The sequence below is a fragment of the Marinobacter maritimus genome (genome assembly GCF_007671675.1).
GTDB lineage: Bacteria > Pseudomonadota > Gammaproteobacteria > Pseudomonadales > Oleiphilaceae > Marinobacter > Marinobacter maritimus.
In genome coordinates, this window is record NZ_VCGW01000001.1 from 1326023 (window position 1) to 1338797 (window position 12775).

13 protein-coding genes are annotated in these 12775 nt (G+C 53.2%); 5 read left to right on the top strand and 8 right to left on the bottom strand.

Annotation, left to right across the window (positions count from 1 at the left end):
* Positions 1 to 6 precede the first annotated feature (6 nt).
* The 4 genes from FFI90_RS06055 to FFI90_RS06070 all read right to left on the bottom strand — a co-directional run bounded on the left by FFI90_RS06055 (position 7) and on the right by FFI90_RS06070 (position 3615).
* The gene (locus tag FFI90_RS06055; protein WP_144776974.1) at positions 7 to 360 is read right to left on the bottom strand and encodes a hypothetical protein; all 354 of its coding nucleotides are present in this window, start codon (positions 358 to 360) and stop codon (positions 7 to 9) included.
* A 164-nt stretch (positions 361 to 524) separates the two neighbouring features.
* Positions 525 to 1274, bottom strand: coding sequence for a copper resistance protein B (locus tag FFI90_RS06060; RefSeq protein ID WP_144776975.1), 750 nt, complete (start codon positions 1272 to 1274; stop codon positions 525 to 527).
* Positions 1271 to 2986: a copper resistance system multicopper oxidase gene (locus FFI90_RS06065; protein ID WP_144776976.1), complete on the bottom strand. Its 1716-nt coding sequence runs from the start codon at positions 2984 to 2986 to the stop codon at positions 1271 to 1273. The genes FFI90_RS06060 and FFI90_RS06065 overlap by 4 nt, the downstream gene beginning before the upstream one ends.
* Before the next feature lie 95 nt (positions 2987 to 3081).
* Positions 3082 to 3615 carry a cupredoxin domain-containing protein gene (locus tag FFI90_RS06070; protein WP_144776977.1) on the bottom strand — a complete coding sequence of 178 codons (534 nt, stop codon included), beginning with the start codon at positions 3613 to 3615 and terminating at the stop codon, positions 3082 to 3084.
* Positions 3616 to 3820: 205 nt separating this feature from the next.
* On the opposite strand from FFI90_RS06070, the gene FFI90_RS06075 reads away from it, so the two are divergent.
* Positions 3821 to 4486, top strand: coding sequence for a response regulator transcription factor (locus FFI90_RS06075; RefSeq protein ID WP_144776978.1), 666 nt, complete (start codon positions 3821 to 3823; stop codon positions 4484 to 4486).
* Positions 4473 to 5807, top strand: a complete 1335-nt coding sequence (locus FFI90_RS06080; protein WP_144776979.1) for an ATP-binding protein — start codon at positions 4473 to 4475, stop codon at positions 5805 to 5807. Before FFI90_RS06075 ends, FFI90_RS06080 begins: the two co-directional genes overlap by 14 nt.
* Positions 5808 to 5831: 24 nt before the next feature.
* On the opposite strand, the gene FFI90_RS06085 is transcribed toward FFI90_RS06080, so the two are convergent.
* The 4 genes from FFI90_RS06085 to FFI90_RS06100 form a co-directional block, all read right to left on the bottom strand.
* Positions 5832 to 6185 carry a YkgJ family cysteine cluster protein gene (locus FFI90_RS06085; protein ID WP_144777247.1) on the bottom strand — a complete coding sequence of 118 codons (354 nt, stop codon included), beginning with the start codon at positions 6183 to 6185 and terminating at the stop codon, positions 5832 to 5834.
* 55 nt (positions 6186 to 6240) lie between these two features.
* Positions 6241 to 6942 carry an RES family NAD+ phosphorylase gene (locus FFI90_RS06090; RefSeq protein ID WP_144776980.1) on the bottom strand — a complete coding sequence of 234 codons (702 nt, stop codon included), beginning with the start codon at positions 6940 to 6942 and terminating at the stop codon, positions 6241 to 6243.
* Positions 6942 to 7346, bottom strand: a complete 405-nt coding sequence (locus FFI90_RS06095) for an antitoxin Xre-like helix-turn-helix domain-containing protein (protein WP_144776981.1) — start codon at positions 7344 to 7346, stop codon at positions 6942 to 6944. The genes FFI90_RS06090 and FFI90_RS06095 overlap by 1 nt, the downstream gene beginning before the upstream one ends.
* Positions 7347 to 7434: 88 nt before the next feature.
* Positions 7435 to 8355 carry a LysR family transcriptional regulator gene (locus FFI90_RS06100; protein ID WP_144776982.1) on the bottom strand — a complete coding sequence of 307 codons (921 nt, stop codon included), beginning with the start codon at positions 8353 to 8355 and terminating at the stop codon, positions 7435 to 7437.
* Positions 8356 to 8470: 115 nt separating this feature from the next.
* On the opposite strand from FFI90_RS06100, the gene FFI90_RS06105 reads away from it, so the two are divergent.
* From FFI90_RS06105 to FFI90_RS06115, 3 genes are all read left to right on the top strand, one after another.
* The gene (locus tag FFI90_RS06105; RefSeq protein WP_144776983.1) at positions 8471 to 9934 is read left to right on the top strand and encodes an NAD-dependent succinate-semialdehyde dehydrogenase; all 1464 of its coding nucleotides are present in this window, start codon (positions 8471 to 8473) and stop codon (positions 9932 to 9934) included.
* A gap of 30 nt (positions 9935 to 9964) precedes the next feature.
* Positions 9965 to 11254 carry a 4-aminobutyrate--2-oxoglutarate transaminase gene (gabT, locus tag FFI90_RS06110; protein WP_144776984.1) on the top strand — a complete coding sequence of 430 codons (1290 nt, stop codon included), beginning with the start codon at positions 9965 to 9967 and terminating at the stop codon, positions 11252 to 11254.
* Positions 11255 to 11450: 196 nt separating this feature from the next.
* Positions 11451 to 12677 (top strand): NAD(P)/FAD-dependent oxidoreductase, encoded by a 1227-nt coding sequence (locus FFI90_RS06115; protein ID WP_144777248.1) that lies wholly within the window; start codon positions 11451 to 11453, stop codon positions 12675 to 12677.
* Positions 12678 to 12775: the final 98 nt, after the last annotated feature.

A 12775-nucleotide genomic window follows, 5' to 3' on the forward strand; every position in this document is an offset into this window, starting at 1 on the left:
CTCCTTTCATTTCTTCATGGGTGGGATTTTGGAACAGCAAAAGGGTTCATGCTTGGCGTTGGCGCGAACGTTGTCGTCCGTAAACTGATACCACGCGAGCCTGCGACTCTGCCACCAACCACCCTTTAAATGCCCCCCGTGCGCCGCTATGAAACCAATCAGTTCGTCGGTGGACCAATGTGTGCCATCAAACGTGACGACAAGTCGGCCTTTCGATTTACCCTCGGCGAAATCCACGCACGGATGATGATTCAGCTCTTGGATAACATCCTCCCACTGAATCTCGGAAAGGCCTTCGACAGTCAGTTTGCGTCGAAGTAGAAATTGCGCTTGGTTTGTTGCTTTATGGGCCTTAATCATGGTCGTGCACCTCTCAACCTGTATGCTCAACCGCTATCACAACATCCCAAGCTGAACTGCAACTGAAAATTGGGGCGCAAACGCCCCAGGTATACTGAAACTTGCTATGGATCAAATTACGCAGAAACAGGCCAAGGGTAAATTCCCATGGCCTGCCTGTCGTTTCAGAAGGAGAGCCGTGCTCCAACGACTGCAAACCAATCCTCTGTGCTGCCGCCATCGGCTCTGGCAAAGTCCGCTGTGTCGCCATATTTACGTTCGTGAACAATACCAACGTACGGCGAGAACGCGCGGTCAATCAAATCGTAGCTCAGCCGCAACCCGGTTTCTGTCGATACCAGGCCCTTCCCTACTCCAATTTCACGGTCCTCACTGAACGCAACCGTTGCATCCAGAGTCGCCGTGAGTATCCAGTAATTGGTGAGCAGCAACTCATACTCCGCATCGAGATCAGCGGAGGTGTCGCCATCCTTGCTCACGTAAAGATTCGAATCGATTTCAAACCACTGCGGTGCCAAGCCTGCGACGCCGAGGACTGCGTATGTACGATCAGGACCTTCCGGTGTATCGAATCGTACCCCGGCTTTTGCGTCGAAGAATCTGGATATCGGGATTTGCCCGACCAACTGATTCTCCAGTGATTCGTAGGCCTGCTCCTCAATGGAATACTCTCCACTTGAAAGCCAGCGAGCTTTCAAGTTGTCGGTGCCGTAGAAGAAGTCGGCATCCCAAACACCTATTTCTTCATCATCGTCACTGTAACGGTATTCGAATTCCTCAAATTGCGCTCCCCATACCTTTAACGGCTCCTTCCGTTCAGTGGTGTCCGGCATACGCTCTTGAGCGGTCGCTAGCGCCGGAATAACTCCCAGCCCCAAAACCGTACTTACAATCAAAGGCGTCCAGAGTTTCATACGCCACCTCCAACATTGCCAAACTGTTCACTGGATGCGGCCTGAGTGGAGTCCGGCCCACCTTCAACAATCACCTTGCGGAACATGCCAGCGGCCATGTGATACGTCAGGTGGCAATGGAAGGCCCATTGCCCAGGTGCATCGACTTCAGTTTCCATATAAACCGTGGTACCGGGCTGCACACTGACGGTGTGTTTAACCGGATTCCATTGGCCCGCTCCGACATCGAGAATCGACCACATACCGTGCAGGTGCATGGGGTGCGTCATCATGGTTTCATTCACGAATTTGAAACGGACTCGTTCACCATATTTGAGGCGGATGGCGTCAGCGTCTTCGTATTTAACGCCATTGATGCTCCAGGTGTAGCGCTCCATGTTACCGGTAAGCCGCAGCTCGATTTCGCGTGTTGGCTCACGCTCTTCATAGAGCGGTTTCTGCGCTTTCAGATCGGCATAGGAAAGGAACTTGCCTCCGTTGGCTGCTTTCGGGACCAGCCCACTACCTTTGGCGTAGAAGGGATCACTTGCTCCGCCCTCGGGCATCTGCATCGAACTATGATCCATGCCGCTCATCTGGGAATGGTCCATTTCCGACATGTCGGCCATCGCATTTTCACCGCCCATGTCGCCGTGATCCATACCGGGCATATCACCATGATCCATACCGGGCATACCGCCCATGTCAGCCATGGTCAATCGTGCGGGCTCACGTAATCCTGGAACAGGAGCGTCCATCCCCTCTTCGGGGGCCAATGTTGCTCTCGCATATCCAGTGCGCCCCATAGACTCTGCAAAAATCGTATAGGCCTGCTCGTCTTTGGGCCGAACGATCACATCGTAGGTTTCCGCTACGCCAATACGGAACTCATCCACGTTTATGGGCTGCACATTATTGCCATCGGCCTGCACAACGGTCATGTTCAGTCCTGGAATCCGAACATCGAAGTAGGTCATTGCTGATGAGTTGATAAATCGTAGCCGAATACGCTCGCCGGGCTCAAAGATGCCGGTCCAATTCTGTTTCGGGCCTTTGCCGTTAATCATGCCGGTAAAACCCTGCAGATCCTCAACATCGGCTTTCATCATGCGCATATCGCCCCAGGCCAGCCGATCCTTCACTGTGTTCAGAAAGCCATTTTCCGAAACGCCCGAAAAGAACTCCCCGACGGTTTGCTGTTCACGGTTGTAGTAATCCGGCGTCACCTTGAGGTTGCGCATGACCCGCTCGCTGGAATGCGGGTGTTTATCAGTCAGCTGAACCACGTATTCGCGATCATAGCGAAACGGCTCGCGTCCTTCTGGCTCGATGATAATGGAACCAAATGCTCCCTCCGGCTCCTGAAAACCTGAATGGCTGTGAAACCAGTAGGTTCCCGACTGAGTAATGGGGAATTTGTAGGTGAACGTCTCCCCGGGTTTGATGCCAGGAAAACTGATGCCTGGAACACCATCCTGCTCGAACGGAAGAATCAAACCGTGCCAATGAATAGATGTCATCTCGTCAAGGTTATTAGTAACGTTGATCGACACCTCTTCGCCTTCTTTGAAACGCAACGTCGGGCCAGGCGATTTGCCGTTGTAACCGACGCCCTCTTTCACGAATTCGCCGGTATCGATTTCGACCCGATCCACGGTCAGGTTGTATTCGCCCGCCAAACCAATAGCTGGCAAAAGCAGGCCTAAAGCGCCTGCAACAAGGGTTTTCTTCATGGTCAGCTGCTCCTGAACTACTTTGCTGTATTCAAAGATCCCAACGCGCCGGCCAAAGAGCGAGCGCGATAAACTCTCATCTGTTAAAACAGGAATCAGTTGAAATTCACTTCGCCGTACATGCCGGCCTCATAGTGCCCCGGAACGTTGCAGGCAAATTCGATATTGCCCTTCTCGGAAAACGTCCAGACAACTTCCTGGCTCTCACCCGGCTCTAACAGCACGCTGTTCGGATCGTCGTGCTTCATGGACTGGCCATTCCCCATGTCCATCTCCATCATGTCGTGATTAAGCTTGCCGCCCTGGATAACGCCGTGCTCAACCATCATCATCATTTCTTTTTGATGAGCTTCGTGCATATCGGGGGTGCCAATGTTGAATTCGTGCACCAATTGCCCTTTGTTCTGAACCACAAAGCGTACTGTTTCTCCTGGTTTAACCTCGATAGCTTCTGGCTCGTAGTAATTGTCATACATCTCCACGGTAACACTGCGACTGGCGTCCGAGGCTTTACCCGGTTCGCCGCTCTTGGCGCTGTGACCGTGCCCACCTCCGTGGGTGCCCGCGCCAAGTGCTGTTAAGGAAACTGACATGGCAACTGCTGCAACTGCGAACTTTGCTAGACTCATCAAACCTACTCCTTTGGTAAGGCGTAACTTGCGTTCAAAACCTGTGTTTGTCCCGCAACGTGAATATTGTGCTAAAACGCCTGCTACCATCACGCACGAACCTGAACTCTTTCTGAAAATACCAAACTATTTTCAGTTCAGGCTGAATTCAGGTTGATCGGCGACACTGCCTCAGCCTGTTTTGGCTTAAAAAAGGAAGCAACACATGAGATTACTGCTGGTAGAGGATGACCGACTGCTTGCTGAGGGGCTTGCCAGCCAACTTGAGAAAGCCGGTTTCAGCGTGGATATCACTCGCACCGCTAAAGAAGCCGCTATTTTAGGTGAACAGGAAGACTACAAAGCCGGCGTGCTGGATCTCGGGTTGCCAGATGGAAATGGGCTGGATGTACTGAGAAAATGGCGTTCAAGCAAAGCGATCTTCCCGGTACTGATCCTGACTGCACGGGGGGACTGGCAAGATAAGGTCAACGGCCTCAAAGCCGGTGCAGACGACTACTTGGCCAAACCCTTTCAAACCGAAGAACTGATTGCCAGATTGAACGCCATCATGCGCAGAAGTGAAGGCAGAGTTCACTCGTCGGTGAAAGCGGGGCGTTTTGAGCTGGATGAAAACCGGCAGTGCCTGAAGGTCGACGATGGTTCAGAACACAGCCTGACGGGCACGGAGTTTCGGTTACTGCGCTGTCTGATGGGCCGGCCTGGCCATATTTTTTCCAAGGAGCAGCTTATGGAGCAGCTCTACAATCTTAACGAAAGCCCCAACGAAAATATCATCGAAGCCTACATCCGGCGTCTGAGAAAGCTGGTTGGGCCGGAGACCATCGCAACGCGGCGTGGCCAGGGATATCTGTTTAATGACGCTGTTTAGAAAGCCTATTTCCGTAAAAGGTGCGCTTCTGCTCCTGCTGTTACCAGCGGGTATTGGCCTGATGGCTATCGCATGGCTTGTACATGGGTTGCTTCTTGAGAGGATGTCCCGTGAGTTTGTCGAGAGCCGCCTGAAAGATGAAGTGGCTTTTCTGGAACATCATATTCGCCAGGCCGAAGGCCAGATAGACATGCTACAGACTGGGGACTATTTTCAGGAAGTTTTCCATCATGCTTTTGCTATCCAGTCTCCAGCTCAAACAGTTATATCCCCGCAATCCTGGCATCCGTTGCTGAGCCCCATGCTGCAATCAGATGAACAGAACAGCATCAGGATACACGGTGCAGAAATACCCAACGCGCCTTCTGACATTCTGGCCTATCGAAAATCATTTGTTGTAGAAGACACCCCTATTACGGTGATCGTTTCAGAAGACATGGGGGCGCTGCAGAACAGCCAGGCGGAACTGCATCTCTGGACCGCAATCGTATCAATTTTGCTGATCTTTTTATTGGTGGGGGTTATCTGGTTTGGAATTAACCTGTCGATGCGCCCTGTTGTCTCGCTTCAGGCTACTCTCAAACGTTTACAAAGCGGCGAAATATCGCGGATAAACGTAAAGGCTCCAGAAGAATTCAGGCCGCTGGTGCAACAACTCAATCAACTATTGGATTCTCTGGATCAGCGGCTTGAGCGCTCCCGGGAAGCGCTTGCAAACCTGTCTCACAGTGTCAAAACGCCTATCGCTGCAGTCAGGCAGGTTCTGGAAGATACCAGTCGCCCGCTGGGTAATGACTTGCGGCATGAGATGGGATCGCGCCTTGGCGATATCGACATGCAACTGGAGGCGGAGATGCGACGCAGCCAGTTTGCCGGGCCACAGTTGGGTAAAAGTGCCTACCCAGTGAAGCAGGCTCGTGACCTTCTATGGATGCTGGGGCGGCTTTATCCGGAGAAATCATTCGAGCTATCAACGTCACTCAGCGAAGAATCTCGTTGGCCGATTGAGGAGCATGACCTGAACGAGATACTGGGGAACCTGCTCGATAATGCTGGTAAATGGTCCGCCGAATGCGCTGAACTCTCTTTGGAGCAGAATGGTGGTGTGGCAAACATCACCGTAACGGATGACGGCTCGGGAGTTGCAGAAGATGAAAAAATTCACTTGGGCCAAAGAGGAAGACGGCTGGATGAACAAACCCCCGGACATGGACTGGGTCTGGCGATCGTCCGCGATATAGTCGCTCGGTATGGAGGTGAAACCTCTTTTTCCAATGGGTTAAAAGGCGGCTTGAAGGTACAGATCAGAATCTCTCTCTGATGCTTTTTCTCCCAGGAGAATAGCTCACACCAACACCTGCCGTGTGGTAGCAATATAGTGATGAACCTGGCGTTCGGTTTCGGAACCAACCATGTTTTCCGGGCGGCGACCGTTTGGGCAAGGCATGCGTGGTGTTGTGCCAAACAACCGGCAAATCAGCGGGCGCTCCTCATATACCGTGCAACCATCCGGGCCAAGGTGTACGCAACTAAGGTCGCCTAATGCGGCTTCATGTTCGGCGTCAGATTTCACCGGCAAGCGAGACATTTCTTCTGATGAAGTCGTCACCGGGCCGCAGCAATCGTGACAACCCGGCACACATTCGAACGCCGGAATACGCTCACGAAGCCGCGCGATCATATCTCGATTACCGTACATCATTGACCACCAATTATTAAGTAATTACCCACCATAGCACGGTGCAAAAATATCCTCAGCGCCCGCTCAGGGAATGCGCCTCCCCTATTTCCGCCCAGTGCGTAATGCGTCGTTTGTCGCCATCCCAGAAGTATTTCAAATGCGGCCCTTGCACAGGGATAGTGACAGCTTTCGGTTTGAACGCGGCAATGCACTCACTACCTGGGTGTCGAACACTGTTGTATAGAAACCCGTTTGATCCTTTGGAGCGCCAGCGCCGCGCAAACTGCTGGCTCAATCCGTAATCATCAGCGTCCGGATTGTGCAGGTCTGCAAACTCCGGCCCCCGGATGTCGTGCATCTCCAGAGCCACGCAACCGATGTAGGCTCTCATGGTGAGCTCAATGGACTCTTCATTCGCGGCCGCCATCTCACGTGCTTTGTGAAATACCGTCTCCTGGATCGCCGCTTCAAGAGTATTCGCGGCGTAATAGACCCCGAAATGCCTGTTGGCGAAACGGCTTCCAAAGCCAATGTGCGTAAACGACGCCATAACGGGCGTACTGCCAGGGCCGCTAATGCGATCGCCGGGGCTTACCAGTTCGATATCGCCTGCTTCATCAAGCAGCCGTGGGTTGGTCATGCCTTCAATCTCATACGCCAGCTCAAATTCATCGGGCTCGTAGATGCGCTCGAACAGATCTATGGGCGGGTAATGGCTGGGTATAATTCGGTAAGTTTGCCACTCAGGAAGGTGCAGTGGAGGGGTGGAGAACATCACCACCCCCGTTTGGCATCAAAATACTGTCGGGTCAGCATAAGATTCATCATCGGCCCTTGCGTCATAAACTCCATTGCTGACTTACCGCAAAACGGCACCTCAGATGACTTCAAGCGGATTCTGCGGTTGGCTCGCTCATGGGTCGGATAAAGAAGCTGAAGAGCCTTGTAGATACCCAGGATATAACTGATGCGCTCCATGGTGTCATTGGAGAGCTTGGTTGGGCTCAGCTTTGCGTAGTTGTAGAGTGTTGTTCTGGACGGGCCGCCCAGAAGCTTGCTCCGTTCTTCAACATTACACCCCCACTCTTCGGTTACCCGGAAGAAGCCTTTCAGCGCAACTCGCCCTTTCTCAGCTTCGCGATCACCGTCAATGTTTTTACGTTCAACGACAGCCGTCATGGTTTACCTCCCGCCCCTCTATGTTCAACTATGAACAATATAGCACATATTGTTCATATGTATGCATAGCCTGTGTCGGCAGCGATATTCAGGTGCCATTTGCCCAATGTTCAAGAAAAAGTTCCCGCGCCCTCTTTGTTCTGCCATAGGTACGGGTAATGGTGCAGATCTCTAATGAATAGTGTTTGCTTTCGGGGACCAGAGCGCGCAAGTCCCCTTCCTCGACGTAGCGCTGAACGTAGGCGTCGGGCATGAACCCGATGTAGGCGCCAGAAAGGATCATCGCAAGTCGCGCTTCGTAGAAATAAGAGATCGCCGCCTTGTTCATATCGGTCAGCTGGGCGCCGACCTCCGGGCTGGTGTGAATGCCTGCATGAACAACTTTGCTGGTGAGGACCTGGCCCAACAATTGGGGCGATGACTTTGCGTTGTAAAGCGGGTGTGTGCGACTGCAGTACAGGTGGCAGTCATCTACGTACAGTGAGCGATAATCAAGCCCCGAAAGCTGGCGATGCTGAGGAATAAGGCCAATATCCGCTTCATCATTCAGAACCATTCGCTCGATGTCGCTGAGCGACTTAACATCCAGCAGCACATTGACATCGGGCGCAGCTTTGGAAAATCGTGCAATCGCTTCCGAAAGTCCGGATTGCGGGTCCATGCAGATGGTATCGCTGGCAATAACACGCAGTTCACCGGTGAGGCTCACATGCAGGGCATTCACACCTGAGCGAAAACCCTCAAGGGCCGAGAGCAGCGTCTTCATCAACTCATAAACATCAGCCCCTTCTTCTGTAAGAGAGAAACCGCTTCGGCCGCGAAAGCAGAGCTTGAGATTCAGGCGGTCTTCCAGGTTGGCGATGTGCGTACTGATTGTCGAGCGACCAATATTCAGCTCGCCTTCCGCTGCCGAAAATCCGCCACTCTCTACCACGGCTTCGAACACTTTGAGCAGGCGTATCTCGTAATCACCCACCTGCCCCAGCCTGACTTTCAGATCTTTCTTCATTGTTTGATTACTCTCAACGTATACGCCTGATCAATCATGTTTATCACACAAACACTCGGCCTTACCATCACCCACCTGTATGAGTCCCATTTTCGGTACGTTTTTGGAGCCCTGTATGACGTTAGAACTGAACCAACCCGACCTTTTCCGGGATCGCGCTTTTATCGATGGACAGTGGATCCAGGCTGCTAAATTACGCTCGTTTCCCGTTTTTAACCCCAGCACCGGCGCTACGCTTGGCTCCGTGCCAGATCTGGGGGCAGAGGAAACCCGTACCGCGATCGACGCTGCAGAAAAAGCACTGAAACCCTGGCAGGCCCTGACCGCAAAAGACCGCTCCATCCTGCTGCGCAACTGGTTCAACCTTATCCTTGCACACCAGGATGATCTTGCCACCATCATGACCAGTGAACAGGGAAAACCGTTTGCTGAAGCCAAGGGTGAAGTCGCCTACGGCGCGTCCTTTGTTGAATGGTTTGCAGAAGAAGCCAAGCGCATTTATGGCGACGTTATTCCTGCCCACGGCCCAGACAAGCGGCTGGTGACCATCAAGCAGCCCATAGGTGTGGTTGCGGCGATCACGCCCTGGAACTTCCCTATTGCCATGATCACCCGGAAAGTTGCTCCAGCTTTGGCAGCGGGATGCACCGTTGTAATCAAGCCAGGTGAAGATACTCCCCTGTGTGCGCTGGCGTTGGCAGAGTTGAGCCTTCAGGCCGGTATTCCAGCAGGCGTTCTGAACGTTGTTACCACACTGCAAGCTCCGGAAGTTGGCCGCACACTGTGTGAAGATTCGCGCGTGCGCAAGCTGTCCTTCACGGGTTCTACACCGGTAGGCAAACTGCTGATGCGCCAGTGCGCGGATACGGTGAAGAAAGTCTCGCTGGAGCTGGGCGGTAACGCGCCATTTATTGTTTTTGATGATGCCGACGTAGACGCAGCCATCGCTGGGCTGATGGCTTCCAAATTCCGCAACGCAGGTCAGACCTGCGTGTGCACCAACCGGATTCTGGTTCAGGACGGCGTTCACGACCTGTTTGTTGAAAAGCTTAATGCCGCCGTGCAGAACCTGAACGTAGGCGATGGCTTCGGTGAGGCCGTTACCATTGGCCCGCTGATCAACGATAAAGCCGTGAGCAAAGTACACGGGCTGGTTGAGGACGCGCTTGCTAACGGTGCGAAGATTACTCAGCAAAATACCGCCATTCCGGACAACCCGAACTTCTACCCGCCCACCGTGTTGACCGGCGTAACCGCAAGCATGTCGATCGCAACAGAAGAGATTTTTGGCCCGGTGGCGACGGTGTTCCGGTTTAGCGAGGAATCAGAAGCCGTAGCGCTGGCAAATGATACGCCTTTTGGCCTTGCCGCTTATTTCTACAGCCGCGACATCGGCCGGGTCTGGCGTGTGGCCGAAGCACTTGAGTACGGCATGGTCGGAATCAATGAAGGCATCATTTCCACAGAAGTGGCGCCTTTTGGCGGCATCAAGGAGTCAGGCATTGGCCGTGAAGGCTCTCGTTATGGCATCGATGACTTCGTTGAAATCAAATACCTGTGCATGGGCGGCATCCGCTGAACTGCCTTACAAACTATGGAGAACACACTCATGTCCAATGAATCTCTGCATCACCGTCGCGCAGCAGCCATGGCTCAGGGCCAAGGCGCATTGCACCCGGTATACGTAGACAAAGCGCTTAATGCTGAAATATGGGATGTCGAAGGCAATCGTTTTATTGATCTGGGCGCAGGTATTGCTGTCAACAACACCGGCCACAGCCATCCGCGCATTCAAGCGGCCGTTCAGGCGCAGGTAGAGCGCTTCAGCCACACCTGTCTGATGGTCACGCCTTATGAGTCAGCCGTCGATCTGGCCGAAAAACTCAATGCCATCGCACCAGGAGACACGCCAAAGAAAAGTATCTTTGTAACCACCGGCGCAGAAGCGGTTGAAAACTGTGTGAAAATTGCCCGTTCATACACCGGGCGCCCTGGCGTTATTGCCTTCAAGGGCGGTTTTCATGGCCGTACCAACCTGACAATGGGGCTCACGGGCAAGGTTAAACCTTACAAGGTCGGCTTCGGCCCGTTCCCGGGCGAGATCTACCATGCACCCTTCCCCAATGCTTATCACGGCGTCTCGGTTGAAGAGTCCCTGCAAGCCCTTGATGATTTGTTTGTGTGCGATATCGAGCCGAATCGGGTCGCAGCTATTATTATCGAGCCTGTTCAGGGTGAAGGTGGTTTCTACCATGCCCCCGCAGAATTCCTGCAGGCCTTGCGCCAGCGCTGCGATGATCACGGCATCCTGCTGATTGCCGATGAAATCCAGACCGGCTTTGCTCGCACCGGCCGGATGTTTGCAATCGAATACGCCAACGTTGAGCCAGACCTGATGACCATGGCCAAGGGCATTGCCGGCGGCTTCCCGATCGCAGCCGTTGTGGGCAAGGCTGAGATTATGGACCAGCCAGCACCCGGCGGTCTTGGCGGCACCTACGGTGGCTCTCCGATCGGCTGCGTAGCTGCGCTTGCAGTACTGGATATTATCGAGGAAGAACAACTGTGTGAACGTGCGCTGCAGATTGGCAAGCGGCTCACCGGGCGACTCAGGCAGCTGCAATCATGCTTCCCACAACGCATCGGAGACGTACGCAACCTGGGTGCCATGATCGCTATGGAGCTGGTGGTTGACGGTGATGTTAACCGGCCCGACCCGGAGCTGACCAAAGCCGTTGTTACCGAGGCCGCCAAAGCGGGTGTGATTCTTCTGTCCTGCGGTATCCGCGGCAACGTGATTCGCTTCCTGCCAGCGTTGACGATCAGCGATGCGTTGATTGATGAAAGTATGGACATTCTCGACTCATGTTTTTCCGCTCTTAGCGGAAGCAGTGACTAAACGATCTGAAGTACCTTTGGCGCCTTCGGGCGCCTTTTTTTTTGCAAAATATACCTTGGGGGGTATATAGGCGCCCATAGCGAGCTCGTAATGTTGTCGTAACTGCCCAATAACTCAAAGCCATTCCGGGAGCGACACCTTGCTGACACCATCTCACCCCAATTCCTACTATGCAGCTTCCGCTAATGACACACGGATGCGACCGCCGCTACAGGAAAATGTTAAAGCAGATATTTGCGTTATCGGCGCCGGTTACACCGGTATGTCGACCGCCCTGCACCTCGCGGAAAATGGCTACAAGGTTATCGTCCTGGAAGGCAGCAGAATAGGCTTCGGCGCGTCTGGCCGTAATGGCGGACAGATCGTTAACAGCTACAGCCGTGATGTTGATTTCATAGAGAAACACTACGGCAAACACGCCGGCGCCGAGATGGGCGAGATGGCCTTTGAGGGCGGTCGTATCATTCGCCGATTTGTTGAACAGTACGATATTAAATGCGACCTGAAGCCAGGCGGTATCTTCGCAGCTTGTAACAAGCGCCAGCTCTCGGAGCTTGAAGCAAAGAAAACGCTGTGGGAATCCCATGGCCACATGGGCATGAAACTTCTCGATAAAGAGCAGCTTAAATCCTACGTGGGCTCGGATCGTTATGTTGGTGCTTTGCTGGACAATACGGGCGGTCATTTTCACCCTCTGAACCTTGTACTCGGTGAAGCGGCAGCATTCGAGTCGCTCGGAGGTACCATTTATGAAGGTTCACCGGCCATCAGCGTTCAGGAAGGCGCAATGGCCGTTGTAAAAACAGAATTCGGCAGCGTGACTGCGGATTACGTTGTGGTAGCGGGTAACGCTTACCTTAATGGCCTTATCCCAAAACTCGAATCCAGGGCAATACCCTGCGGAACCCAGGTGGTTGCTACTGAACCACTGCCCGAAAAGGTTCAGAAGCGTTTACTGCCGAAAGACAATTGCATAGAAGACTGCAACTACCTGCTTGATTATTACCGACTGTCCGGCGATGGCCGCCTCATCTATGGCGGCGGCGTGACCTATGGCGCGCGTGAACCAGACAAAATCGAATCTTTGATAATGCCGAACATACTCAAGACATACCCGGAACTGAAAGGCGTGAAAATTGATTACGCATGGACAGGCAACTTCCTGCTCACTCTGATGCGCTTACCCCAGCTGGGCCGCATCGGCGGTAACATTTTTTATGCTCAGGGTTACAGCGGTCACGGCGTGACCTGCTCCCATCTTGCCGGGAAAGTCCTAAGTGATGCCATCCGTGGCCAGGCCGAACGCTTTGACGTATTTGCAGGCTTACCCCAATACAACTTCCCGGGTGGTCGCCTTTTCCGCATTCCACTGACCGCTCTGGGGGCATGGTATTACAACTTGCGCGACCAGCTTGGCGTGTAATAAGTCGCGACGTCACTGACACAACCAATAAGAAGTACTCCTAAATGCCTGCGGTGAAGCCAGCACCGCGTTTTCCCAAAACAACAAAATACGGGTAT

What these genes read in the sequence shown, in the direction of transcription:
- FFI90_RS06055 (WP_144776974.1), bottom strand. Translation starts at nt 360, where the DNA reads ATGATTAAGGCCCATAAAGCAACAAACCAAGCGCAATTTCTACTTCGA.
- FFI90_RS06060 (WP_144776975.1), bottom strand. Translation starts at nt 1,274, where the DNA reads ATGAAACTCTGGACGCCTTTGATTGTAAGTACGGTTTTGGGGCTGGGA.
- FFI90_RS06065 (WP_144776976.1), bottom strand. Translation starts at nt 2,986, where the DNA reads ATGAAGAAAACCCTTGTTGCAGGCGCTTTAGGCCTGCTTTTGCCAGCT.
- FFI90_RS06070 (WP_144776977.1), bottom strand. Translation starts at nt 3,615, where the DNA reads ATGAGTCTAGCAAAGTTCGCAGTTGCAGCAGTTGCCATGTCAGTTTCC.
- FFI90_RS06075 (WP_144776978.1), top strand. Translation starts at nt 3,821, where the DNA reads ATGAGATTACTGCTGGTAGAGGATGACCGACTGCTTGCTGAGGGGCTT.
- FFI90_RS06080 (WP_144776979.1), top strand. Translation starts at nt 4,473, where the DNA reads ATGACGCTGTTTAGAAAGCCTATTTCCGTAAAAGGTGCGCTTCTGCTC.
- FFI90_RS06085 (WP_144777247.1), bottom strand. Translation starts at nt 6,185, where the DNA reads ATGTACGGTAATCGAGATATGATCGCGCGGCTTCGTGAGCGTATTCCG.
- FFI90_RS06090 (WP_144776980.1), bottom strand. Translation starts at nt 6,942, where the DNA reads ATGTTCTCCACCCCTCCACTGCACCTTCCTGAGTGGCAAACTTACCGA.
- FFI90_RS06095 (WP_144776981.1), bottom strand. Translation starts at nt 7,346, where the DNA reads ATGACGGCTGTCGTTGAACGTAAAAACATTGACGGTGATCGCGAAGCT.
- FFI90_RS06100 (WP_144776982.1), bottom strand. Translation starts at nt 8,355, where the DNA reads ATGAAGAAAGATCTGAAAGTCAGGCTGGGGCAGGTGGGTGATTACGAG.
- FFI90_RS06105 (WP_144776983.1), top strand. Translation starts at nt 8,471, where the DNA reads ATGACGTTAGAACTGAACCAACCCGACCTTTTCCGGGATCGCGCTTTT.
- gabT (WP_144776984.1), top strand. Translation starts at nt 9,965, where the DNA reads ATGTCCAATGAATCTCTGCATCACCGTCGCGCAGCAGCCATGGCTCAG.
- FFI90_RS06115 (WP_144777248.1), top strand. Translation starts at nt 11,451, where the DNA reads ATGCGACCGCCGCTACAGGAAAATGTTAAAGCAGATATTTGCGTTATC.